Genomic DNA, 23,303 nt, shown 5'->3' with positions numbered 1-23,303 from the left:
GGTACTGCAGGGGGGACCCTGTGGGAGAGTAGGACGCCGCCGAACAATTATTGTGGGGAAGCCCCGCACCTTCTGGTGCGGGGCTTTTCTGCGTTTCAGGGCAGCCGTCCACCCCGTCCACCCCTGTGCACGTGCCGGCGATGGCTGAGGGTAGGGTCAGGAGGCATCGTTGGCACGTTCCACACAGGAGGCCCCCGGGTGGAGGTCCAGGAGACCCGCGTTCAGACGGACCGGGTACTCACCATCCCCAACATCCTCAGCATGGCGCGCCTGGCCGGTGTGCCGCTCTTCCTGTGGCTGATTCTCCGCCCCGAGTTCGGGGGGCCGAAGAGCGATGGCTGGGCATTGCTCGTGCTGATGCTGAGTGGCGTCAGTGACTATCTCGACGGCAAGCTTGCCCGGCGCTGGAACCAGATCAGCAGTCTCGGGCGGCTTCTCGACCCCGCCGCCGACCGTTTGTACATCCTCTCCACCCTTGTCGGGCTGACCTGGCGGGAGATTCTGCCCATCTGGCTCACCGCGGCCCTATTGGCCCGGGAGCTGATGCTGCTGGTGATGGTGGGAATCCTCCGTCGCCACGGGTATCCGCCACCGCAGGTGAACTTCCTGGGCAAGGCGGCCACGTTCAACCTCATGTATGCCTTCCCGCTGCTCCTCCTCAGTGACGGAAGTGGGTGGCTTGCGTCACTGGCTGCTATTTTCGGATGGGCGTTCGCCGGATGGGGTACAACTCTCTATTGGTGGGCAGGGATCCTCTACGTGGTCCAGGTCCGCCGACTCGTCAAGGCGGATGCAGCGGCCGATTGACCTCGTCGATGCGGCGCCCTGCAGAGTTGCAGGCCGCGCATGACGCCAGAGGGCCTCTTTGGGCGGGTGAAGTCGGCTGGACCGTCGTCTCTTCAAGGAGGACGCTTCCGACATGAAGGCCGTCGTGATGGCCGGAGGCGAAGGAACCCGACTTCGCCCCATGACTTCGAGCATGCCCAAGCCGCTCCTGCCGGTGGTCAATCGGCCGATCATGGAGCATGTGCTGCGGCTGCTCAAGCGGCATGGGCTCAATGAGACAGTCGTAACCGTGCAGTTTCTCGCCTCACTCGTCAGAAACTACTTCGGGGACGGCGAAGAGCTCGGGATGGAGCTCACCTATGCCAACGAGGAGAAGCCACTCGGCACAGCGGGGAGTGTGAAGAATGCCGAGGAAGCGCTGAAGGACGATGCATTCCTGGTCATCTCCGGGGACGCGCTCACCGACTTCGACCTCACCGATCTGATTTCCTTCCACAAGGAGAAGGGCGCACTGGTCACGGTATGTCTGACCAGGGTGCCGAATCCGCTGGAATTCGGCATCACCATTGTGGACGAACACGGAAAGGTCGAGCGCTTCCTGGAGAAGCCGACCTGGGGTCAGGTCTTCTCGGACACCGTGAATACGGGCATCTATGTGATGGAGCCCGAGGTATTCGACTATGTCGAGGCCGACGTGTCGGTGGACTGGTCCGGAGATGTGTTCCCGCAGCTCATGAAGGAAGGCAAGCCCATCTACGGCTATATCGCCGAGGGCTACTGGGAGGACGTCGGCACGCACGAGAGCTATGTGAAGGCCCAGGCCGATGTCCTGGAGGGCAAGGTCGATGTCGAAATCGACGGGTTCGAGATCTCTCCCGGTGTATGGGTCGCAGAGGGCGCGGAGGTCCATCCGGATGCCGTGCTGCGCGGCCCGCTCTTCATCGGAGACTACGCAAAGATCGAAGCCGGTGCCGAGATCCGCGAGCACACCGTCGTAGGTTCGAACGTGGTCGTCAAGAGCGGTGCCTTCCTCCACAAGGCCGTCATCCACGACAACGTCTACATCGGAGAGCACTGCAATCTCCGTGGCTGTGTGATCGGCAAGAACACCGACATCATGCGGGCCGCGCGCATCGAGGACGGCGCCGTGATCGGTGACGAGTGCCTCGTGGGCGAAGAATCGATCATCCAGGGCAATGTGCGGGTCTACCCGTTCAAGACCATCGAGGCCGGCGCCTTCGTCAACACCTCGGTCATCTGGGAGTCGCGGGGCCAGGCGCATCTGTTCGGCGCCCGCGGCGTGACCGGGATCCTCAATGTCGAAATCACGCCGGAACTGGCGGTGCGGCTGGCCGGTGCGTACGCCACCACCCTCAAGAAGGGGGCGACGGTCACCACGGCCCGTGACCACTCCCGTGGTGCGCGGGCGCTCAAACGGGCCGTCATCTCGGCGCTGCAGACCAGCGCCATCGACGTACGGGACCTGGAGAACGTGCCGCTGCCCGTCGCGCGGCAGCAGACCGCACGAGGCAGCGCCGGCGGCATCATGATCCGTACGTCTCCCGGTGTGCCGGACTCCGTCGACATCATGTTCTTCGACGAGCGAGGGGCGGATCTCTCGCAGGCCGGGCAGCGCAAGCTCGACCGTGTGTACGCGCGCCAGGAGTACCGGCGTGCGTTCCCGGGCGAGATCGGGGATCTGCACTTCCCCTCCAGCGTGTTCGACTCGTACACCGGCTCCCTGCTGCGCAATGTCGACACCTCGGGGATCGCCGAGTCGGGGCTGAAGGTCGTCATCGACGCGTCGAACGGCAGTGCCGGGCTTGTGCTGCCCAGCCTGCTCGGACGGCTCGGAGTGGACGCCCTCACGATCAACCCCGGCCTCGACGAGTCGCGGCCGACCGAGTCGGCCGACACGCGCCGGTCCGGTCTGGTGCGGCTCGGCGAGATCGTTGCCTCGGCGCGGGCGGCCTTCGGAGTGCGCTTCGACCCCGTGGGCGAGCGGCTCTCCCTGGTCGACGAGCGGGGACGGATCGTCGAGGACGATCGCGCGCTGCTGGTGCTCCTCGACCTGGTCGCGGCCGAGCGTCGCAGCGGGCGGGTGGCGCTGCCCGTGACGACCACGCGTATCGCCGAGCAGGTGGCCGCGTACCACGGCACGCAGGTGGAGTGGACGACCACGTCGCCGGACGATCTGACCCGGGTGGCGCGTGAGGAGACGACGATCTTCGGCGGTGACGGCCGGGGCGGCTTCATCGTGCCGGAGTTCAGCAGCGTCTTCGACGGCTCGGCGGCGTTTGTGCGGCTGGTCGGGCTGGTGGCCCGGACACAGCTCACACTCAGCCAGATCGACGCCCGGATCCCGCGGGCGCATGTGCTCAAGCGTGATCTGGCGACGCCCTGGGCGGTCAAGGGGCTCGTCATGCGGCGGGTCGTCGAGGCTGCCGGGGACAGGGACGTGGACACGACCGACGGCGTGCGGGTGGTCGAGCCCGACGGCCGCTGGGTGATGGTGCTGCCCGATCCCGCGGAGGCGGTCACTCATTTGTGGGCAGAAGGACCGGATGACGCATCGGCCCAGGCTCTGCTCGACGAGTGGGCCGCCGTAGTGGACAGCGCAGGTCACTGACGTGTGACCGGTGTGCCGGAAGTCGTCTGCGGGCGGCTTCCGGCACACCGGTGGGGCCATTCGGCGGTAGCGCCCGCGACGTGCGACGATGTGCGGCATGTCGCAGCAGCCCCCCGTTCGGAGCACCGGCTCTCCACCCGCACGTCCCGATGCGTCCATGTCGCTGCTGACGAACGTGATGGAGCACAGCCTGGACGACGGTTACGCGGAGGCCACCGCCCGCCGGGAGGCCGAGGGCGGCGGGCTTCCCCGTCCGCTGCGTGCCAAGCTCGGGCTCGCGGCAGGTCTTGTGCTGGCGGCTCTGGTCGTCACCGTGGGGGCCGCGCAGGCGCGGATATCGGCACCGGTCGTGGCGAAGGAGCGCCAGGAGCTCATCGACCGGATCGACAAGGAGACCGCGGACGCCGATGCGCTGGAGCGGAGCGTGGACAAACTCCGCGACGAGGTGGGTGACCGGCAGCGCAAGGCACTCAAGACACAGGGCGGGGATCAGGGGGAACTGGTCGCACTGCTCTCCGGTGCCACCGAGGTGGTGGGCCCGGGCGTGAAGCTCGTCGTCGACGATGCGAAGGACACCGAACAGGGTGGCGGCGGACCGCGCGAGACCAGCGGCTTCAACGACACGGGCCGGGTGCGCGACCGCGATATGCAGCGGATCGTCAATGGGCTGTGGGAGTCGGGCGCGGAGGCGGTCGCGATCAATGGGCAGCGGTTGACCGCCCTGTCGGCGATCCGCGCGGCGGGCGACGCCATACTGGTCGACAACAAGCCGCTGGTGCCGCCGTACACGGTGCTCGCGGTGGGGGACGGGAAGAAGTTGAGCACCGCGTTCCAGGACAGTGCCGACGGGCAGTATCTGCACGCGTTGCAGGAGAACTTCGGTATCCGCACCAGCATCTCCACCGAGGCGAAGGTGCGTCTGCCGGCGGCGCCGAGCTTGATCGTACGTACAGCAGAGCCGAAGACCGCCGACGCCGGGAAGGGCAACGGGCAGGGCACGGCTGACACAGGGAAGGGCACATCGTGATCGCCGTACTGGGCCTCGTCGTCGGAGTCGTGGTCGGACTGTTGGTCCGACCCGAGGTGCCGGCGGTGGTCGAGCCCTATCTGCCGATCGCCGTCGTCGCGGCTCTGGACGCGGTCTTCGGTGGCCTGCGGGCCATGCTCGACGGGATCTTCGTCGACAAGGTCTTCGTCGTCTCCTTCCTGTCGAACGTGGTGGTGGCAGCGCTGATCGTGTTCCTGGGCGACAAGTTGGGCGTGGGCGCCCAGCTGTCGACGGGTGTGGTGGTCGTGCTCGGCATCCGGATCTTCTCGAACGCTGCCGCGATCCGCCGGCATGTGTTCCGGGCGTGAGGCGAATGAACAGCGAGCCGATGAACAGCGAAGACAAGCCGCAGGGCGAGGAGCCGGAGGCGAAGGCGCCACCGGCTGCCCAGCCGGATCCCGCGGAACCGCGCGAACCCGCTCTGCAGCCCGCTCCCGCTCAGCAGCCGGCCACCGCCGAGCGGACCGGCAGGCAGCGACTGGCCGCCGTACTGTGGCCGCCGCGGGTCACGCGCGCTCAACTCATCGTCGCCGTGCTGCTGTTCGTCCTCGGCCTGGGGCTTGCCATCCAGGTCCGCTCGAACAGCGACAACAGTGCGCTGCGCGGCGCCCGCCAGGAGGACCTGGTGCGCATTCTCGACGAGCTGGACAACCGCACCCAGCGCCTGGAGGACGAGAAGCAGCGTCTCGAGGACCAGCGCACCGAGCTGGAGAACAGCTCGGACCAGGCGGAAGAGGCACGCAAGCAGACGGTGCAGAAGGAACAGCAGCTGGGCATCCTGGCCGGCACGGTCGCGGCGCAGGGCCCGGGCATCACGCTCACCATCGATGATCCGTCCGGCACGGTGGAGTCGGACATGCTGCTCGACGCGATCCAGGAACTGCGCGCCGCCGGTGCGGAAGCGATTCAGGTGAACGACATCCGGGTGGTCGCGAACACGTACTTCACAGGAAGCGGCGGCGACATCGAGGTGGACGGCAAGAAGATCACCGCTCCGTACCGCTTCAAGGTCATCGGCAAGCCGCAGGACCTTGAGCCCGCCCTCAACATCCCGGGCGGCGTGGTGCAGACACTGGAGAAGGAGCAGGCCACCGCCACGGTGGTGCGCTCGCCGAAGATCGTCGTGGACGCCTTGCGACCCGCGAAGCGGCCTGACTACGCTCGGTCGTCAGCGCAGTGAGCCGGGGGCGCATGGGGTACGGCGGACCCGGGCAAGAGCTTGCGGGGGGTCGGCACATGACAAGCGTGCGGCGTGGTGGAAACTGTCTGGTGGTTACGGACGTTGTGAGGATGTCCGGGTCGGCAGGTGTGATCATTGAGGATTCGTCCTGCCCCACGGGCGGGTCTATTTCGGTCAAGGGGAATCGCCCGTGAAGTTGTTTGGGAAGTTGTTCGGCAAGAGCGCACGCGAGGACGGCGGCAACGCCCGCCATCGCGCTCCGCGCCATGGCCAGAGTGAGGAGCAGGGCGCGGAGCGGCCGCTCTTCCGGGACGAGGTCGCTGGTCCGGGCGGTGACAATTCGGGCGGCCGGGGCGCGTCGTCTGTTGACCCTGCTGGTTCCGGCCGCATAGGTTTCGGAGAACCATCAACCTCAAGTACGGGTGGAGGGTTTAGCCCCGACCCGTATGCGACCAATCCCCACGCGGGGCAGCCGCAGCAGGAGGATCCGTCCATGTCGGCCTTGGTTTGTACGAGGTGCGGGCACCGCAACGCCGAGGCCAGCCGGTTCTGCTCCAACTGCGGCGCGCCGCTGCGGGCCGGGGCCCCGGCGGAGCGCCCGTCGGAGACGACCTCGACGATCTCCATTTCCGGCCTCGAGGCGTACGACTCGGAGGTGACGGGTCAGACGCAGGTTCCGTCGCTCTCCCCGGAGGCCCAGGCGGCCGTCGACGCGCTGCCGCTCGGCTCGGCACTGCTGGTGGTGCGCCGCGGTCCGAACTCGGGCAGCCGCTTCCTGCTGGACGGCGACCTGACCACGGCCGGCCGTCACCCGCAGAGCGACATCTTCCTCGACGACGTGACCGTCTCGCGGCGTCATGTGGAGTTCCGCAGGGGCGCGGACGGCCGGTTCAGCGTCGCGGACGTCGGCAGCCTGAACGGTACGTACGTCAACCGTGAGCGGATCGACTCGGTCCTTCTGTCGAACGGTGACGAGGTCCAGATCGGCAAGTACCGGCTGGTCTTCTACGCGAGCCAGCGGGGCATCTGACCCTCCCCCCGGACTCCGTCCAGGGGGACCCCCAGGGAAGGTTCATGCTGCGAACACCGACGGGCGGTGCCGGCCACGGCACCGCCACCGCGGGCGACAGGCTGATGAGCATCGGTACGGTGCTCAGTCAGCTGCGTGACGAGTTTCCCGAAGTCACCATCTCCAAGATCCGTTTTCTGGAGGCCGAAGGGCTGGTCGAGCCCCGGCGCACGCCGTCCGGGTACCGCAAGTTCAGCCCGGAGGACGTGGAGCGGCTGGCTCAGGTGCTTCGTATGCAGCGGGATCACTATCTTCCGCTGAGAGTCATCCGTGAGCATCTCGACGCCTTGAGCCGTGGCGAGCAGGTGCCGCTGCCTGCGCAGGGCGCCCAGCGGGAACTGCCCGAGGGCGCTTTCGAGTCCGACGCCGAGCGTCCGACCGCCGCCCGGGTGGGCCGGCCGGAGCTGATTGCGGCCGCGGAGGTGAGCGAGGCAGAGCTCGACGAGTGGGAGTCGTACGGCCTGCTGGCCGAGGACGAGGACGGCGGTTACGACGCGGAGTCGGTGACCGTGGCCAGACTTGTCGCCGATCTTGGGCGATTCGGTCTCGAACCCCGCCATCTGCGCGCGATGAAAGCCGCCGCCGACCGCGAGGCCGGGCTGGTCGAGCAGCTGGTCGCGCCCTTGCGGCGGCACCGTAATCCGCAGACCAGGGCACATGCCGAGGCCACCACGAAGGAGCTCGCAGCCCTGTCCGTACGGCTCCATGCGGCCCTTGTGCAGACCGCCCTCGGAGTCCGTCTGCACTGATCATGGGGGAGCCCGACTACCCAAACCGGTCGGGCACGTCCTAGGGTTACTGTGTGAACGAGCTCGACGTTGTGGGTGTCCGGGTCGAAATGCCCTCGAACCAACCGATCGTGCTCCTGCGCGAAGTGGGAGGCGATCGGTACCTCCCCATTTGGATCGGTCCCGGGGAGGCGACCGCGATTGCCTTCGCCCAGCAGGGCATGGCACCGGCCAGACCGCTGACTCATGACCTTTTCAAGGATGTGCTGGAGGCGGTGGGCCAGGAGCTCACCGAGGTCCGCATCACTGACCTGCGCGAAGGCGTCTTCTACGCGGAGCTGGTCTTCGCCAGCGGGGTAGAGGTGAGCGCCAGGCCGTCCGACGCCATAGCGCTTGCCCTGCGCACTGGTACGCCGATCTACGGCAGCGACGGCGTGCTCGACGACGCGGGAATCGCCATCCCGGACGAGCAGGAGGACGAGGTGGAGAAGTTCCGCGAGTTCCTCGATCAGATCTCGCCCGAGGACTTCGGCACCAACAGTCAGTGACCGCCCGATGGGGCGGCATGGGCACATTCGACTAGCTGTTCCCTGAGCGGGGGCACGGCAAACCACTCTCAGGGTGATTATCACTCGGCGTGCCGAGTGTGGCGATCGTTGACGCACCCCTGGTGACTGCCTACCGTCGACATGGCAGGTCAAGGACGGAGGTCGGCGTGAGAAACAGCGGCGACGGTGCGGCAGGGGGTCCCCCCGGACTGAGTCTGGGGGAGAGCGGGCCGTATCCGCTTCACGAGAGCGCGGCCGACTCCACCAGGGAGACGATCGGCTACCGGGGCCCCACCGCGTGTGCGGCGGCCGGCATCACCTATCGGCAGCTCGACTACTGGGCGCGCACGGGTCTTGTCGAACCCAGCGTGCGTCCTGCGTACGGATCGGGAACCCAGCGGCTCTACAGCTTCCGCGATGTGGTCGTCCTCAAGATCGTCAAGCGTTTCCTGGACACCGGTGTCGCGCTGCAGAACATTCGTGCCGCGGTGCAGCATCTGCAGGCCCGGGGCTTCGTGGACCTTGAGCGCATGACCCTGATGAGCGACGGAGCGACGGTCTACGAGTGTTCCTCGCCCGACGAGGTCGTCGATCTGCTCCAGGGCGGGCAGGGGGTCTTCGGAATCGCCGTCGGGGTGGTCTGGCGGGATGTCGAGGCGGCACTTTCGCAGCTGCACGGCGAGCGCATCGACACCGGCGAGACACTGGTCGGGAACAACCCTGCGGACGAGCTCGCCAGGCGCAGACGCGACCGGGCCGTCTGAGCGCTGAGAGCGCTGCCGGGTCCCGGCGCCAATGTCAGTGGCGTAGGGCAGCATCGAAGTTGTGAGAACCGCGCCGACGATTCTGCATCTGGACATGGATGCCTTCTTCGCCGCCGCCGAACAGGCGGCGAAGCCGAGTCTGCGCGGAAAGCCGGTGGTCGTCGGCGGGCTCGGGCCGCGTGGAGTCGTCGCCACCGCGTCGTACGAAGCCAGACGGTTCGGGGTGCACTCGGCGATGCCGATGGCGCAGGCCAGACGTCTGGCGCCGAACGCCGCGTATCTGGTGCCGCGCTTCTCGCTCTACCGGGCGGTGAGCGAGCAGGTGATGGGGCTGTTGCAGCGTCTGTCGCCGCTGGTGGAGCCGCTGAGCCTGGACGAGGCCTTTGTCGACCTGGAGGCGGGGGGCGCGGCGGACGATGCCTTGTCGGCCCGTGCGACCGGCGAGCGGCTGCGGGCCGACATCCGAGCGGTCACCGGGCTGACCGGTTCCGTCGGTCTCGCGGGATCCAAGATGCTCGCCAAAATCGCTTCCGAGCAGGCGAAACCCGATGGCCTGGTGCTCATAGTGCCCGGTACGGAACGGGACCTGCTCGGTCCCATGTCCGTACGCACGCTGCCCGGGGTCGGGCCGGCGACGGGGGAGCATCTGCGGCGGGCCGGTATGACGACGGTTGCCGATCTGGCGGAGGCCGGCGAGGACGAGCTCGTACGGCTGCTGGGCAAGGCGCACGGGACCTCGCTGTTCCGGATGGCCAGGGGGTATGACGACCGGCCGGTGGTGGCCGAGCGGGACACCAAGTCGGTGTCGGTCGAGGACACCTTCGACGTGGATCTGCACGACCGGGTGCGGGTGCGGATCGAGGTGGACCGGCTCGCGGACCGGTGTGTGCGGCGGCTGCGGGCTTCCGGGCACTCGGGGCGGACGATCGTACTGAAGGTACGGCGGTACGACTTCTCGACGCTGACGCGCTCGGAGACGCTGCGCGGGCCGACGGACGACCCTGCGGTGGTGCGAGAGGCGGCGGGGCGGCTGCTGGAGGCCGTGGACACCACGGGCGGGGTGCGGCTGCTCGGGGTCGGCGTGAGCGGGCTCGCGGACTACACCCAGGAGGATCTGTTCGCCCAGGCCGCCGCTGACGAGCAGGCCGATTCCGTACCCGAAGAAGCGGGGGCGGAGGCCGAACAGCGGGCGCCGGAGGCCGAAAAGGCGTCCGGGCCGGAGCCGGTGGCGCCCGCGGAGCGGCGCTGGGCGGCCGGGTACGACGTACGGCATGCCGAGTACGGGGCGGGGTGGGTGCAGGGCAGCGGCGTCGGCCGGGTCACCGTGCGGTTCGAGGAGCCGGGGTCGGCGCCCGGCCGCGTGCGCACCTTCCGGGTGGACGATCCGGACCTGGAACTGTCCGATCCGCTGCCGCTGGTGCCGCTGGTGCCGCTGGTGCCGCTGGTGCCGCTGGTGCCGCTGGTGCCGCTGCCCGCGTCCGGGCCGGAGCCGGGTCAGTCCTCCCGGCCCGCAACGCGGCCGAAGGAGGTGTCACCCGAGGAGGGCGGGGGACCCGAGGGAGGCGCGGGACCGGAGGAGGGCGCCGGCGTCTCGGGCGGCGCGGAGAGCTCGAGGCCGTAGTGGTGGTAGAGCTGCAGCTCCTGCTCGGGAGAGAGATGACGGCCGACGCCGAAGTCCGGTGCGTCCTTGATCAGCGAGCGCTCGTACGGGACGTGCAGGGTGTCGTCGACGACCTTGCTCGGCTCCAGCGGGACGAAGGCGTCCCTGCTGAACAGGCCGGTGCGCACGGCCGCCCACTCGGGCACGCCCGTGGCATCGTCCAGATACACCTCGTCCACAGTCCCGATCTTGGTGCCGTTGCGGTCGAACGCCTTGCGGCCGATCAGGCTGCGCGGATCGATGTCGGTCTGCACGGTCCCTCCAATAGGTCGCAACTGCTGATTAAATACTACAAAAGTGCACATCAGTGGTGTCGGCCACTTGAGCGATCGGCGAGGGGGCACGCTGGTACGCTGGCAAGCGGCTGCTGACCCCGTGCGGGAGAGTCCACCGGTGACGTACCGGCGGCGCCGAAGGAGCAAATCCTCCCCGGAATCTCTCAGGCCCCTGTACCGCACGGACGAGGTCACTCTGGAAAGCAGAGCGGGTGTCGGACGGCATCCGCTCTCACCGACGGTGAAAGCCGGGGTGCCTCGTGCGCGCCGGTGAAGCTCTCAGGTTGAGATGACAGAGGGGGAGGCCGTCCGGGCATCCGCGCCGGATGCCCCTCGTAGGTCGCGTCAGACCAGGAGGCCTCCTTAATGACCGCCAATCGCATTCCGCTCTCCCAGCTCGAGCGAGGCACCCCCTTCGAGCAGCGCCACATCGGGCCCGACGCCGAGTCCCAGGCCAAGATGCTGGCACACGTCGGGTACGGCTCACTCGACGAGCTGACCGCCGCCGCGGTGCCTGATGTGATCAAGAACGCGGAGGCGCTGAACCTCCCGGACGCGCGCACCGAGGCCGACGTCCTCGCCGAGCTGCGCACTCTTGCCGACCGCAATCAGGTGCTCGCGCCGATGATCGGCCTCGGTTACTACGGCACCTTCACGCCACCGGTCATCCTGCGCAACGTCATGGAGAACCCGGCCTGGTACACCGCGTACACGCCCTACCAGCCGGAGATCTCCCAGGGCCGGCTCGAGGCGCTGCTCAACTTCCAGACGATGGTCGCCGAGCTGACCGGGCTGCCCACTTCCGGCGCCTCGCTGCTCGACGAGGGCACTGCCGCCGCCGAGGCCATGTCGCTCGCCCGCCGGGTCGGCAAGGTCAAGAACGGCGTCTTCCTGGTCGACGCCGACGCCCTGCCGCAGACCATCGCCGTGATGGAGACCCGTGCCGAACCGGCCGGCGTCGAGGTCGTCACCGCCGACCTGAGCGACGGCATCCCGGCCGGGATCGCCGAGCGCGGCGTCTTCGGCGTGCTGCTCCAGTACCCGGGCGCGTCCGGTGCCGTACGCGACATCAAGCCCCTCATCGAGCAGGCACACGAGCTCGGCGCGATCGTCACCGTGGCCGCCGATCTGCTGGCGCTGACCCTGCTCACCTCGCCGGGCGAACTGGGCGCCGACATCGCCGTGGGCACCACGCAGCGCTTCGGCGTCCCGATGGGCTTCGGCGGCCCGCACGCCGGATACATGGCCGTACGCGAGAAGTTCGCGCGCAGCCTGCCCGGCCGGCTGGTGGGCGTCTCCGTCGACGCCGACGGCAACAAGGCGTACCGGCTCGCGCTGCAGACCCGTGAGCAGCACATCCGCCGGGAGAAGGCCACCAGCAACATCTGCACCGCCCAGGTGCTGCTCGCCGTCATGGCGGGGATGTACGCCGTCTACCACGGCCCCGAGGGCCTGCGCTCGATCGCGCGGCGCACCCACCGGTACGCGACGCTGCTCGCCGCGGGCCTGCGGGCCGGTGGCGTGGAGGTCGTGCACGGTTCGTACTTCGACACGCTGACCGCCCGGGTGCCCGCCAAGGCCGCCGAGGTCGTCGCCGCCGCCCGTGAGGGCGGGGTCAACCTCCACCTCGTCGACCCCGACACCGTCTCCATCGCCTGCGACGAGACCACCGGACGTACGCAGCTGACCGCCGTATGGGCCGCCTTCGGCGTCGAGGGGGACATCGAGGCACTGGACGCGGCGATTGCGGATGCGCTGCCCGAGGCGCTGCTGCGGACCGACGACTACCTCACGCATCCGGTCTTCCACCAGCACCGTTCCGAGACGGCGATGCTGCGCTATCTGCGCAAGCTGGCCGACCGGGACTACGCGCTGGACCGCGGCATGATCCCGCTCGGCTCCTGCACGATGAAGCTGAACGCGACCACCGAGATGGAGCCGGTCACCTGGCCGGAGTTCGGGCAGATCCACCCCTTCGCGCCGGTCGAGCAGGCCGAGGGGTACCTCACGCTCATCCATGAGCTGGAGCAGCGCTTGGCCGAGGTCACCGGGTACGACGCGGTGTCCATCCAGCCCAACGCCGGTTCGCAGGGCGAGCTCGCGGGCCTGCTCGCCGTGCGTGCGTACCACCGCGCCAACGGCGACAGCCGGCGCACCGTCTGTCTCATCCCGTCCTCGGCGCACGGCACCAACGCCGCCAGCGCCGTGATGGCCGGTATGAAGGTCGTCGTGGTCAAGACCGCCGACGACGGCGAGGTCGACGCCGAGGACCTGCGGGCCAAGATCGAGCAGTACCGCGACGAGCTCTCCGTCCTGATGATCACCTACCCGTCCACGCATGGTGTGTTCGAGGAGCATGTCGCCGACATCTGCGCGCAGGTGCACGACGCCGGCGGCCAGGTGTACGTCGACGGCGCCAACCTCAACGCCCTGGTGGGCCTCGCCAAGCCCGGAAAGTTCGGCGGCGACGTCTCGCACCTCAACCTGCACAAGACCTTCTGCATCCCGCACGGCGGCGGCGGCCCCGGCGTCGGTCCGGTGGGCGTACGGGCGCACCTCGCTCCGTACCTCCCGAACCACCCGCTCCAGCCGACCGCGGGACCGGAGACGGGCGTGGGACCGATCTCGGCCGCCCCGTGGGGTTCGGCGGGCATCCTGCCGATCTCCTGGGCGTACGTACGTCTCATGGGCGGCGAGGGCCTCAAGCGCGCGACGCAGGTCGCCGTGCTCGCGGCCAACTACATCGCCAAGCGCCTGGAGCCGCACTACCCGGTGCTCTACACCGGCCCGGCCGGTCTGGTCGCGCACGAGTGCATCGTCGATCTGCGGCCGATCTCGAAGGCGACGGGCGTCAGCGTCGACGACATCGCCAAGCGCCTGATCGACTACGGCTTCCACGCGCCGACGATGTCGTTCCCGGTGGCCGGCACGCTGATGATCGAGCCCACCGAGAGCGAGGACCTGAACGAGATCGACCGCTTCTGCGCCGCGATGATCGCGATCCGCGGCGAGATCGAAAAGGTCGCGTCCGGCGAGTGGCCCGCGCAGGACAATCCGCTGAGCAACGCCCCGCACACCGCGGCGGCGCTGGGCGGCGAGTGGGCGCACCCGTACAGCCGCGAGGAGGCGGTCTTCCCGGCCGGAGTGAGCGCCGCGGACAAGTACTGGCCGCCGGTGCGCCGGATCGACGGTGCGTTCGGCGACCGCAACCTAGTCTGCTCCTGCCCGCCGATGGACGAGTACGACGGCTGACAGGCGTCGACGGACGGGCGGCGCGCATGCGTCGGGGCCGGTGCGGAGATTCAGTCTCCGGGCCGGCCCCTCGTCGTACGTGACTCGTCGTACGTGACTGGTCGTACGTGCCGGCGCTAGGCGGCCGTCATTACCTCGCGCGGCCGGTGCGGCGCGATGATCTGCCCGTCCGGCAGCAACTCGCCGGTGTCCTCGAAGAGCAGGACGCCGTTGCACAGCAGGCTCCAGCCCTGCTCCGGGTGGTGCGCCATGAGGCGCGCCGCTTCCCGGTCGGGTGAGTCGGATGTCGGGCAGGCTGGCTGGTGCTGGCACATGGGTGGGTTCTTTCGCTGCGATGTAGTGAGTGTCCTGCGGCTCGATGAGGTGTTCATGGCCGCCCCCCGTATCTGTCGGTCGGATCCCAGTGTTGCCCCACGGGCGTCAATCCGCAGGGATTTCGCGGCAGCTCTACTTACTGGTTTATGACGTATCACCCGCGCGGACGGTTCAGCTCAACTCCATTGTCTTTCCGGGTGGTTCACAGTGACCGTTATGGGCTAGTCCACCTGGGGCAGGAGTGCGCCCCGCGACCGAAGGGTCACGGGGCGCTAGCAGCGCTCGAGGCGGGCGCGAAGAGGGTTCGAGGGGCGCGCCCTCAGGCCGGTGAGCCGAGCAGCGGCGCCGGTGCGAGCCGCAGGGTCATCACCGGCAGCAGATCGGCGACCCGGTGCGGATGGTGCGCGGCGATTCCCGGCGGCGCGGGCGCGAGCGGCACCAGTACGTCCGCCGGCCGGGGGGTGCCGGCCGAGGCGTCGGCGTCCGTGTCGCCGTGCAGCCAGAGGGTGAGCATGTAGAGCTCGGGGATGGAGAGCAGCCGTGGCTGGAAGTGGGTTCTCATCGACTCGGCCTGGCGCAGCGCCCGCTCGGTGGAGCTGAGGTAAGGGCCTTCGAAGAAGTGCGAGAAGGTCCAGCCGTCAGGGGTGAGCACGGTCTCCGCCGCGGCCACGGCGCGGTCGCCGTTGCGGATCAGGAAGCGCCAGCCCGTCAGGCGGGTGTACGGGGTACTGCTGCTCGGCACGATCTGATCCAGTACGTGGACGGGGAGGGGCAGTTCGGCGCTCAGAGGTCCCTGGACGGACTTGAGGGCGGGGGTAGCGGCCTCGTGGACGGCCGTGGGAGAACCGAGTGCCGCGAGGACGCAACGCAGGGCGGGCGCGGGAGCCGGGGGGACATGCAGCGGCATGATGGGTCGCCTCTCACTTCGGAGACACGGTGATGCAAGGGGGAGGTGCGGACGGCACTGTCAGCGTTTGGGGGCCAGAGGGGGCCGGAAAGGCCACCGGGCGCCAACTCTCTGCCTCGTAAGCAAAGGTTATACGACACGTGTTCTCGCGGTGTTTCTGCTAGCGGTCGTGCGTATTTCCGGCAAGGCGGAATCAGGTCCTTCTGTTGCGGAGTTTCTGCCGATTTCTTCATGGCCGCAAGGCCCCGGCCTGGGATTTTATCGGAGGCGCGGTAGGCTGAAACGCGTCGGCATTTTTCACCAGGCATCGGGCAATGGTAACTGCGTACTGCATCATGCCGAGGGAATGTGCCAGTCGGCCAATGTCACCACCCTACCGGCAGTGGACCGCCCGTGGGGCGTTACAGATCAGCTCGTCTGGGCATTATCGTCCGTGACGCGAGCGGCCGATGCTGCGTGATGCCCACTCGAGGAGGGACGCTTCGATGGGGGAGAAGGTCGTGGCAGGCGGATTCGACCTGTCCGATCGGCAAAGGTACCGGAGGAAGTTGCAGCAGTGCCTCGCGGGACTGGGGAGGCTGCTGGCCGAGAAGAGGTTCGACCGGCCCCGGAATCTCATGGGCCTTGAGATCGAGCTGAATCTCGCAGGCGCCGACGGACTGCCACGGATGATGAATGCGGAGGTTCTGGAGCGTATTGCGAGCCGCGATTTCCAGACCGAGCTCGGAATGTTCAACCTGGAAGTAAATATCGTTCCGCACCGGCTGAGCGGGCGCGTTCTCGACCAGCTGGCAGAGGAGCTGCGCACCGGACTCGGATATGCCCACCGGAAAGCTGCCGAGATCGGCTCGGGGATCGTGATGATCGGAATTCTTCCGACGCTCGCCCAGCATGATCTCGTCTCCGCGAACCTCTCGGACGTCGACAGGTACGTACTGCTCAACGAGCAGATTGTCGCGGCCCGCGGCGAGGAGTTCATGCTCGATATCGACGGTGTGGAGCAGCTGACCTGCACCTCGGCGTCGATTGTCCCGGAGGCCGCCTGCACCTCGGTGCAGCTGCACCTCCAGGTGACCCCCGCGCGGTTCGCGGACGTGTGGAACGCCGCTCAGGCCGCGGCCGCCGTCCAGGTCGCCGTCGGCGCCAACTCGCCTTTCCTGTTCGGCAAGGAACTCTGGCGCGAGTCCAGGCCACCGCTGTTCCAGCAGGCAACCGACACCCGGCCGCCCGAACTCCAGGCCCAGGGCGTGCGCCCGCGGACCTGGTTCGGCGAGCGGTGGGTGAACTCCGCGTACGACCTGTTCGAGGAGAATCTGCGCTACTTTCCCGCCCTGCTGCCGATCTGCGACGAGGAGGAGGACCCGCTGCGGGTGCTCGACGACGGCAAGGTCCCCGGGCTCCAGGAGCTCGTTCTGCACAACGGCACGGTGTACCGCTGGAACCGGCCGGTGTACGGAGTCGTCGACGGCGTGCCCCATCTGCGGGTGGAGAACCGCGTGCTGCCCGCCGGGCCCACGGTCACCGATGTGGTCGCCAACGCCGCCTTCTACTACGGCCTGGTGCGCGCCCTCGCCGAAGATGCCAGGCCGGTGTGGAGCAGGCTGCCCTTCGCCGCCGCGGCCGACAACTTCGACACCGCATGCCGTCACGGCATCGACGCCGAGCTCCAGTGGCCGCGCCCCGGGCGGGCCGGCGGCATCTCGCGGGTGCCCGTCGTCAAGCTCGTACGGGACGAACTGCTGCCGCTGGCCGCGGCGGGGCTCGACGCGTGGCACGTCGAGCCCGCAGACCGAGACTTCTACCTCGGCGTCATCGAGGAGCGGTGCAGGCGGCGGGTGAACGGGGCCTCGTGGCAGGCCGACACCTTCCACCGGGCGCTGGAGGCCGGTCTGGAACGGGAGGCCGCCCTCGCCGCCACCACCCGCCGCTACAGCGAGCTGATGCACCAGGGGGAGCCGGTGCACACCTGGCCGGTCGGCTTCCCGGGTGCGCCCCCGGGCTCGGGCGCTGTCCCCGATGCCCAATTCTGAGTCTCCGTTCTGAGACTCAGTTCTGAGAGGAGGGCTCTCCTGTCTGCCCGACCGCCGTGATCGCCTTCAGGATCACTGCCTGGATGTCTGCGGGGTCGCTGACCTGGTAGCCCGCGCCGCCCGTCGCCCTGGCGATCTGGTCGACCTCTTCCCGGTCGGCGTCGGGCCCGACCGCGATGGCGATCAGCGGCACCGGGCGCTCCGTGTCGGAGAGCGCCTTGAGCCGGGAGATCAGCGCACTGCGGGAGATGCTGAACTGGTCCTGGTTGGAGCCGTCGGTGAGGATGACCAGGGCGTTGAACTTGCCCTTCACATAGGTCTCCCGGGCCTCCTTGTAGGCCGCCAGCGTGGTGTCGTACAGACCGGTCGCACCGTTCGGCACGGGAGCGAGCGCCGTGAAGGCCTTGGCGAGCCGTGCCCGCTGGGTGCCGCCGTCCTGCACCGGGGCGCCGAGCCGGGCCGTCGCCACCAGCTTGCGGTAGTCGTGCGCACCGTCGAGGCCGGTGGCGAACTCCCACAATCCGATCTCGTCCTCGGGCGTGAACTGGTCGAGCGCCTGGAGCAGCGAGGCCTTGGTGACATCGAGCCGGCTCTCCGGTTCACGGCCCGGCACCGGCGACTGCATCGAGCCCGAGACATCGACGACCGTGGTCAGCCGTGCGCTCTGCACGGTGATGGTCCACATACCCAGCGTCTCCTGGAGGGCATCCGACGACGGGGCCCCGGCGCCGGCCTGGTTGGCGTACGGCTGCGGGTCGCGGCCGCCCGCCGTGAGTACGAGCTTCTCCGCGGCCTTTTCGCCGGCCAGGCGGAAGCCGTGCGACGCAAGAGTCTGCTGGGACTCCGGCTCGCCCAGCAGCACCAGGAAGCGTGTGGCGGCCCGCCCCTCGTCGGTGCTCAGCTCGCTCTCGTCGACCAGGTTGTACGGATAATCCAGCTGCGGTGTGCCGTCCTCGGGATAGAAGAGCTCGAGGTTGCGCGCGCCGTCGGCGTCGGAGTTGTACGCGAAGGCGGCCTGCTCGGAGAGGAACGCGGCCTGGTTGCGCCGGGAGCCGCCGTTCGAGGGGGCGTCCGGCGCGAGGGTGCGCACGACCTGCGAGTCCGCCGCGGAGACCCGCTGCGAGAGCAGTTTGGCGGTGGCCGCGACCTTGGTGTCGGCGTCCGGGCCGCCCTCCTTCGCCACGGACTGGGAGATGCTCGCGAGCGCCAGCAGCCCGGTCGCGCTGCGCGCGGGGTCGGCGGAGCCGAGGCGCACGGTGCCCTGCGCCCCGCCGACCGCTGCCAACTGTGCCCAGGTGTATGTCTTCTCCGGCCAGCCGAGCGTCGTACCCGCCGAATGCGACGTGGCCAGGACAACGGGGGAGAGCGCGACATTGCCGGCCGGCGTCAGGGGCACTCCGTCCCCGAGTGCCTTGACCCGCTCGGCCCAGAGGCCGGAGTCGGGCAGCCACAGCTCGTAGTCGGGCTTGACGCGGCCTTCGGCGAGCTCCTGCGCGACCTGGTGGTTCTCGCGGGCGGTGACCCGGATGTCCATGCACTGCCCGTCGGAGGTGATCTGCTCCTTGCGGGCACGGTCGGCTGTCTCGCGCACGGAGGGGGCGATGTCGGGGGAGGCGACGAGGTCCAGGTGTACGGCCGAGCCCTCGCAGGTCTTCGCGAAGGACAGGAGGCCGCTCTGCGCTGCGACGCCCGTCCCCGCAGCCACGGCGAGTACGAGCATCGCGGCGACGGCGACCGTGCGGCGGCGCACACGAGGACCGGACCTGCTGCCGTCCGGCGCCTCGTCGTCGGGCAAGCTGTGACGTCCCATGCGGTGGTGCCCCTCCTTGAACGATGAACAAGGAAAAAGGGACCGCGTCATCACGATGACGCTGGTCCCCCGGCCTGTCGCGTGCGATCTTCGCACCTGCATTCGAGACCCTAGCGGGGCGAGGATGGGGATGAGGCGGGATTACTCAACTGGAGGCAGGTGTGCAGGCGGAGGCGGGACGCGTGGCCGATTCTCTTCCCCAAGAGGGCATGTCACGAAGGATCTTGCGATCCGAGACACTGCTCGTACTCGCGCTCTCGCTCGGTGCGAGCGCAGTGTCGGCGCTGATCAGCTTTGTGGGGTCGCTGACGAAACCGGGCGGGCTCAAGCAACAGGCGGCGACGCTGAACGGGTCGTACGCCCCCGGGCGGCCCTGGCTCGATCTCGCCTGGCAGCTGTTCGACATCGCGACGGCCCTGGTGCCTGTCCTGCTCGTTGCGCATCTGCTGCTGCGGGAGGGCGTGGGGCTGCGGTCGATCGGTTTCGACCGGAGCCGGCCATGGAGTGATCTGGGGCGTGGAGCGCTGGTCGCGGCAGGCATCGGCGGCGCCGGGCTCGCGTTCTACCTGGTGGCGCGCGCTTCCGGGTTCAACCTCACCGTGGTGCCGGAGGCACTGCCCGAGGTGTGGTGGAAGTACCCCGTGCTGATCCTCTCGGCGCTACAGAACTCCGTGGTGGAGGAAGTGATCGTCGTCGGCTATCTGCTGCGCAGGCTGGGGCAGTTGGGCTGGACGCCGATGGCGGCGCTGGTGGCGAGCTCGGTACTGCGCGGTTCGTACCACCTCTACCAGGGCATCGGCGGATTCATCGGCAACATGGTGATGGGCGCGGTCTTTGTGCTGCTCTACCGGCGGTGGGGGCGGGTGGGGCCGCTGGTGGCCGCACATGCACTGCTCGACATCGTGGCTTTCGTCGGCTACGCGCTGCTGGCCGGGAAGGTGGAGTGGCTGCCCACGCCATGAGCGGGGCGCGCTGCAGGGGGCTTGCTGAAGGGGCGTACGGCAGCTGCCGTACGCCCCTTGGTGTGTGCGGATCAGGGTGCGGTCAGCAGCTCGCCGTCGATGACGGTGACGGCGTGACCGGTCAGCAGGGTGCGTTCGCCCTGCAAGGAGGTGCGGACCAGGCCGGAGCGGGCGGAGGCCTGCAGGCCGGTCAGTTCGGAGCGGCCGAGGCGAGCCGACCAGAACGGCGCGAGAGCCGTGTGTGCGCTGCCGGTGACCGAGTCCTCGTCGATGCCGACCCGGGGGAAGAAGCAGCGCGATACGAAGTCGTGGCCCGCGGCCGGATCGTCGGCGGCGGCCGTGGCGATGATGCCGCGCTCGGAGTGGTCCACGAGAGCGCGGATGTCCGGAGTCAGCTCTCGTACGGCCTTCTCGTCGGCGAGCTCGACCAGTAGATCGCCGATGTGCGGTCCGGTGTCGTGCGCCGAGAGCACGTCGGCGCCCAGCGCCTCGCTGATGCCGTCCGGGATCTCCACCTTCGTCAGCGGCGAGGTCGGGAAGTCGAGGGTGACCGTGCCGTCCTCGTGGGCGGTGGCGGTCAGGATGCCGCAGCGTGCGGTGAAGCGCACCGTGCCGCTCGCGGTGCCGGTGGTGTGCAGGACATGGGCGGTGGCCAGCGTGGCGTGGCCGCACATGTCGACCTCGGTGGCGGGGGTGAACCAGCGCAGCGCCCAGTCCGCCGCGCCGCCGGCGGGGAGCGGGTGGGCGAAGGCCGTCTCCGCGTGGTTCACCTCCGTCGCCACGTGCTGGAGCCAGGAGTCGTCAGGAAAGTGGTCGGAGTCCAGCAGCAGGACTCCGGCGGGGTTGCCGCTGAAGGGACGGTCGGTGAAGGCGTCGACGATTCGAATCCGCATGGAGCGACCGTAGGGGTGGCGCAAAGCCGCAGGCCAAGGCCAATCCGGGGTCGCTGGACCGATTGGGTGTTGTCAGGCGACAGGTTCCGATATATCGTTGACGCATCGCGACAGATCAACGATGGAAGGAGCGTAGCGATGCGTTCACATGGACAGGGGCATGAGCACGGTCATGGGCACTGCGGACCCGGCCATCAGGGTCGGGGCGACTTCGAAGGGCGCCGGGGGGCATTCGGTCCGTTCGGGCCGCCGTTCGGCGGGCCCTTTGGTGGCGGACGCGGTCGTGGCGGCGGTCGGGGAAGGGCGCGGCGCGGTGATGTGCGCGCCTCGATCCTGGCGCTGCTGAAGGACCGCCCGATGCACGGTTACGAGATGATCCAGGAGATCGGCGAGCGCAGCGGAGGGGCCTGGCGGCCCAGCCCGGGCTCGGTCTACCCGACGCTCCAGCTGCTCGAGGACGAAGGTCTGATAACCAGTGCGAGCGAGGGCGGCAAGAAGCTGTTCACGCTCACCGACTCCGGGCGCACCGAGGCCGAATCGGGGCCCGAGGCCCCGTGGGAAGAGGCCGGGCGCGGAGTCGACTGGGACACGGTCAATGAGATCCGGCAGGCCGGTTTCGGTCTGATGGAAGCCTTCGGCCAGGTCTGGAAGACCGGCAGCGCCGAGCAGCGGCAGAAGGCCGTCGCCGTGATCAACGAAGCCCGTAAGAAGCTCTATCTGATCCTCGCCGACGAACACTGAGCCGGCGAACACGGTCGGCGAACGCTGAGTCGTGCGCGAGAAGGGCCCCGTGCAGCCGCGCGGGGCCCTTCCTCGTATCTCCGGTGTCAGGCGACGAGTCCGCCCAGCTTGCGCAGCGACTCATTGAGCGCGGCGGTCGCCGAGTCCTTGAGCTTTCCGGCCATCAGTGACACGGCGGCACCGGTGAACTCCCCGTCGATGCGCACCTTCGTGCCGTTCCCGTCCGGGGTGAGGGTGTAGCGGTTGCCGACGCTGACGCCCATCGGTCCCTTGCCCTTGATCCCGAGCACCCGGCCCGACTCGAACTCGTCCACGGTCCAGGCCACTTCGGCGGGGAAGCCCATGAGCTTCATGTTCTCCTCGTAGGTGGCTCCCAGCTCCAACGTCGCCGGTCCGCCGTTGGGGAAGCTGGTGTGGGTGGCGTTCCACTGGCCGTAGCTGGTGAAGTCCGTCAGCCGGGCCCAGACCGTCTCGGCCGGCGCCTCGATACGGGCCTCGGCACTGACTTCGGCCATACGACCACCCCTTCATGTCGGGTCTCGGTGTCGCGGAACGTAGCCGTGCCTGCGCGAACATTCAATACTGATGAACAGTCAGGCTCGGTGGAGGACTCCGGCGCGGTTCCTCTTGTACGTGGCCGCGTTGTTTTGACATGTGTCACGGGGGTGACGGTCCTGACTGGCGCTGACATGATGTGCCGATGCACGCGTCTCAGGGAAGGAGCGCCGGCCTGGGACTCGCCCTGGGCTCGGCCTTCGCATTCGGTGGGTCAGGGGTGGCGGCCAAGCCGCTGATCGAGGCGGGTCTCGACCCGCTGCAGGTGGTCTGGCTGCGTGTGGCGGGCTCGGCGCTCGTCATGCTGCCCGTGGCCTGGCGCCACCGTGACCTGGTACTGCGCAGGCCCGCGCTGCTCGCCGGCTTCGGACTGCTCGCCGTCGCGGGCGTACAGGCCTGCTACTTCGCGGCCATCTCCCGCATCCCCGTCGGCGTCGCGTTGCTCATCGAATATCTCGCGCCCGCGCTGGTACTCGGCTGGGTCCGCTTTGTGCAGCGCAGGCCGGTCACCCGTGCCGCGGCCCTCGGAGTGGTACTCGCGGTCGCCGGTCTCGCATGCGTCGTCGAGGTGTGGTCGGGGCTCGGCTTCGACGCCCTCGGCGTGCTGCTCGCGCTCGCCGCGGCGTGCTGCCAGGTCGGCTACTTCGTGCTGTCCGACCACGGCGGTGACGGCGACGACGCAGCAGATCCGCTCGGCGTGATCGCGTACGGACTCCTCATCGGCGCGGTGGTGCTGACGCTGGTGGCGCGGCCGTGGGGCATGGACTTCTCGCTGCTCGCCGGGAGCGCGGACATGGGCGGCACCCAGGTGCCGGCCGCGCTGCTGCTCGGCTGGATCGTGCTGATCGCCACGGTGCTCGCGTATGTCACCGGAGTCGTCTCGGTGCGCAGGCTCTCGCCGCAGGTGGCGGGTGTGGTCGCGTGCCTGGAGGCGGTGATCGCGACGGTGCTGGCGTGGGTGCTGCTGCGGGAGCACCTGTCGGCCCCGCAGATTCTGGGCGGTGCGGTGGTGCTGGTGGGGGCGTTCATCGCGCAGTCACAGGCGCCGAAGGCGGCGTCGGGGCCGGTGGCGTCGGGCGGGCCCGCTGCGTATGAGGGTGCGGCCCCCGAGGGAGAGTTGTCGGCACCGCAAGCCGCACCTTAGGGTGGCG

Annotated in this window: 20 protein-coding genes, 1 pseudogene and 1 riboswitch; of the genes and pseudogenes, 15 read left to right on the top strand and 6 right to left on the bottom strand. The window is 68.8% G+C overall.

Annotated features, from left to right (window positions below; genetic code table 11):
* Positions 1–198 precede the first annotated feature (198 nt).
* The 10 genes and pseudogenes from ACI2LP_RS32290 to ACI2LP_RS32245 all read left to right on the top strand — a co-directional run.
* Positions 199–807 (top strand): CDP-alcohol phosphatidyltransferase family protein, encoded by a 609-nt coding sequence (locus ACI2LP_RS32290; protein WP_404728092.1) that lies wholly within the window; start codon positions 199–201, stop codon positions 805–807.
* Between the two features lie 112 nt (positions 808–919).
* On the top strand, positions 920–3,415 hold the full coding sequence (locus ACI2LP_RS32285; RefSeq protein ID WP_404728091.1) for a sugar phosphate nucleotidyltransferase: 2,496 nt from the start codon (positions 920–922) through the stop codon (positions 3,413–3,415).
* Positions 3,416–3,512: 97 nt separating this feature from the next.
* A complete protein-coding gene (locus ACI2LP_RS32280; protein ID WP_404728090.1) occupies positions 3,513–4,442 on the top strand; it encodes a DUF881 domain-containing protein in 930 nt (309 codons plus the stop codon).
* On the top strand, positions 4,439–4,771 hold the full coding sequence (locus tag ACI2LP_RS32275) for a small basic family protein (RefSeq protein WP_003970459.1): 333 nt from the start codon (positions 4,439–4,441) through the stop codon (positions 4,769–4,771). The genes ACI2LP_RS32280 and ACI2LP_RS32275 overlap by 4 nt, the downstream gene beginning before the upstream one ends.
* A gap of 20 nt (positions 4,772–4,791) precedes the next feature.
* Entirely contained in the window at positions 4,792–5,643 is an 852-nt protein-coding gene (locus ACI2LP_RS32270) for a DUF881 domain-containing protein (protein ID WP_404728089.1), read from the top strand.
* A 148-nt stretch (positions 5,644–5,791) separates the two neighbouring features.
* On the top strand, positions 5,792–6,673 hold the full coding sequence (locus ACI2LP_RS32265; RefSeq protein ID WP_404728093.1) for an FHA domain-containing protein: 882 nt from the start codon (positions 5,792–5,794) through the stop codon (positions 6,671–6,673).
* A 44-nt stretch (positions 6,674–6,717) separates the two neighbouring features.
* Complete coding sequence (locus ACI2LP_RS32260) at positions 6,718–7,461, top strand: MerR family transcriptional regulator (protein WP_404728088.1); 744 nt, start codon at positions 6,718–6,720, stop codon at positions 7,459–7,461.
* Positions 7,462–7,514: 53 nt separating this feature from the next.
* Positions 7,515–7,988, top strand: a complete 474-nt coding sequence (locus ACI2LP_RS32255; RefSeq protein WP_006123076.1) for a bifunctional nuclease family protein — start codon at positions 7,515–7,517, stop codon at positions 7,986–7,988.
* Positions 7,989–8,155: 167 nt separating this feature from the next.
* On the top strand, positions 8,156–8,752 hold the full coding sequence (locus ACI2LP_RS32250) for a MerR family transcriptional regulator (protein ID WP_404728087.1): 597 nt from the start codon (positions 8,156–8,158) through the stop codon (positions 8,750–8,752).
* Between the two features lie 61 nt (positions 8,753–8,813).
* Positions 8,814–10,175, top strand: a pseudogene (locus ACI2LP_RS32245) (DNA polymerase IV); the annotation flags it as partial.
* Between the two features lie 71 nt (positions 10,176–10,246).
* On the opposite strand, the gene ACI2LP_RS32240 reads toward ACI2LP_RS32245, so the two are convergent.
* Positions 10,247–10,666, bottom strand: coding sequence for a PRC-barrel domain-containing protein (locus tag ACI2LP_RS32240; protein WP_404728086.1), 420 nt, complete (start codon positions 10,664–10,666; stop codon positions 10,247–10,249).
* Positions 10,667–10,780: 114 nt separating this feature from the next.
* Positions 10,781–10,877, top strand: a riboswitch (glycine riboswitch).
* A gap of 176 nt (positions 10,878–11,053) precedes the next feature.
* Between ACI2LP_RS32240 and gcvP the strand changes: the two genes are divergently transcribed.
* Positions 11,054–13,939, top strand: a complete 2,886-nt coding sequence (gene gcvP / locus ACI2LP_RS32235; protein WP_404728085.1) for an aminomethyl-transferring glycine dehydrogenase — start codon at positions 11,054–11,056, stop codon at positions 13,937–13,939.
* 116 nt (positions 13,940–14,055) lie between these two features.
* On the opposite strand, the gene ACI2LP_RS32230 is transcribed toward gcvP, so the two are convergent.
* The gene (locus ACI2LP_RS32230; RefSeq protein WP_360883233.1) at positions 14,056–14,253 is read right to left on the bottom strand and encodes a DUF5999 family protein; all 198 of its coding nucleotides are present in this window, start codon (positions 14,251–14,253) and stop codon (positions 14,056–14,058) included.
* 320 nt (positions 14,254–14,573) lie between these two features.
* Complete coding sequence (locus ACI2LP_RS32225; protein ID WP_404728084.1) at positions 14,574–15,161, bottom strand: hypothetical protein; 588 nt, start codon at positions 15,159–15,161, stop codon at positions 14,574–14,576.
* Between the two features lie 485 nt (positions 15,162–15,646).
* On the opposite strand from ACI2LP_RS32225, the gene ACI2LP_RS32220 reads away from it, so the two are divergent.
* Positions 15,647–17,191, top strand: a complete 1,545-nt coding sequence (locus tag ACI2LP_RS32220) for a glutamate-cysteine ligase family protein (RefSeq protein WP_404728083.1) — start codon at positions 15,647–15,649, stop codon at positions 17,189–17,191.
* Between the two features lie 16 nt (positions 17,192–17,207).
* Here the strand turns inward: ACI2LP_RS32220 and ACI2LP_RS32215 are convergent, their stop codons facing one another.
* A complete protein-coding gene (locus ACI2LP_RS32215) occupies positions 17,208–19,001 on the bottom strand; it encodes a substrate-binding domain-containing protein (protein ID WP_404728082.1) in 1,794 nt (597 codons plus the stop codon).
* Positions 19,002–19,183: 182 nt separating this feature from the next.
* On the opposite strand from ACI2LP_RS32215, the gene ACI2LP_RS32210 reads away from it, so the two are divergent.
* The gene (locus ACI2LP_RS32210; RefSeq protein ID WP_404728081.1) at positions 19,184–19,963 is read left to right on the top strand and encodes a CPBP family intramembrane glutamic endopeptidase; all 780 of its coding nucleotides are present in this window, start codon (positions 19,184–19,186) and stop codon (positions 19,961–19,963) included.
* 71 nt (positions 19,964–20,034) lie between these two features.
* Here ACI2LP_RS32210 and ACI2LP_RS32205 read toward each other — a convergent pair whose 3' ends face one another.
* Positions 20,035–20,856: a PhzF family phenazine biosynthesis protein gene (locus ACI2LP_RS32205; protein ID WP_404728080.1), complete on the bottom strand. Its 822-nt coding sequence runs from the start codon at positions 20,854–20,856 to the stop codon at positions 20,035–20,037.
* Between the two features lie 138 nt (positions 20,857–20,994).
* Between ACI2LP_RS32205 and ACI2LP_RS32200 the strand changes: the two genes are divergently transcribed.
* Positions 20,995–21,597 carry a PadR family transcriptional regulator gene (locus ACI2LP_RS32200; RefSeq protein ID WP_360883251.1) on the top strand — a complete coding sequence of 201 codons (603 nt, stop codon included), beginning with the start codon at positions 20,995–20,997 and terminating at the stop codon, positions 21,595–21,597.
* 86 nt (positions 21,598–21,683) lie between these two features.
* Here the strand turns inward: ACI2LP_RS32200 and ACI2LP_RS32195 are convergent, their stop codons facing one another.
* On the bottom strand, positions 21,684–22,112 hold the full coding sequence (locus tag ACI2LP_RS32195) for an SRPBCC family protein (protein ID WP_404728079.1): 429 nt from the start codon (positions 22,110–22,112) through the stop codon (positions 21,684–21,686).
* 185 nt (positions 22,113–22,297) lie between these two features.
* Here ACI2LP_RS32195 and ACI2LP_RS32190 point away from each other — a divergent pair, with 185 nt between their 5' ends.
* Positions 22,298–23,296: an EamA family transporter gene (locus tag ACI2LP_RS32190; protein WP_404728078.1), complete on the top strand. Its 999-nt coding sequence runs from the start codon at positions 22,298–22,300 to the stop codon at positions 23,294–23,296.
* Positions 23,297–23,303 lie beyond the last annotated feature (7 nt).

The sequence above is a fragment of the Streptomyces sp. NPDC019890 genome (assembly GCF_044903445.1).
Taxonomy (GTDB): domain Bacteria; phylum Actinomycetota; class Actinomycetes; order Streptomycetales; family Streptomycetaceae; genus Streptomyces.
Note: the sequence above shows the minus strand (reverse complement) of the source record. Positions and strands in the feature narration are given on the sequence as shown.

Bases quoted from the DNA above. Each gene is read 5' to 3' on its own strand.
- ACI2LP_RS32190 (WP_404728078.1), top strand. From the start codon at position 22,298: ATGCACGCGTCTCAGGGAAGGAGCGCCGGCCTGGGACTCGCCCTGGGC.
- ACI2LP_RS32215 (WP_404728082.1), bottom strand. From the start codon at position 19,001: ATGGGACGTCACAGCTTGCCCGACGACGAGGCGCCGGACGGCAGCAGG.
- ACI2LP_RS32205 (WP_404728080.1), bottom strand. From the start codon at position 20,856: ATGCGGATTCGAATCGTCGACGCCTTCACCGACCGTCCCTTCAGCGGC.
- ACI2LP_RS32230 (WP_360883233.1), bottom strand. From the start codon at position 14,253: ATGTGCCAGCACCAGCCAGCCTGCCCGACATCCGACTCACCCGACCGG.
- ACI2LP_RS32285 (WP_404728091.1), top strand. From the start codon at position 920: ATGAAGGCCGTCGTGATGGCCGGAGGCGAAGGAACCCGACTTCGCCCC.
- ACI2LP_RS32280 (WP_404728090.1), top strand. From the start codon at position 3,513: ATGTCGCAGCAGCCCCCCGTTCGGAGCACCGGCTCTCCACCCGCACGT.
- gcvP (WP_404728085.1), top strand. From the start codon at position 11,054: ATGACCGCCAATCGCATTCCGCTCTCCCAGCTCGAGCGAGGCACCCCC.
- ACI2LP_RS32260 (WP_404728088.1), top strand. From the start codon at position 6,718: ATGCTGCGAACACCGACGGGCGGTGCCGGCCACGGCACCGCCACCGCG.
- ACI2LP_RS32220 (WP_404728083.1), top strand. From the start codon at position 15,647: ATGGGGGAGAAGGTCGTGGCAGGCGGATTCGACCTGTCCGATCGGCAA.
- ACI2LP_RS32225 (WP_404728084.1), bottom strand. From the start codon at position 15,161: ATGCCGCTGCATGTCCCCCCGGCTCCCGCGCCCGCCCTGCGTTGCGTC.
- ACI2LP_RS32270 (WP_404728089.1), top strand. From the start codon at position 4,792: ATGAACAGCGAAGACAAGCCGCAGGGCGAGGAGCCGGAGGCGAAGGCG.
- ACI2LP_RS32200 (WP_360883251.1), top strand. From the start codon at position 20,995: ATGCGTTCACATGGACAGGGGCATGAGCACGGTCATGGGCACTGCGGA.
- ACI2LP_RS32195 (WP_404728079.1), bottom strand. From the start codon at position 22,112: ATGGCCGAAGTCAGTGCCGAGGCCCGTATCGAGGCGCCGGCCGAGACG.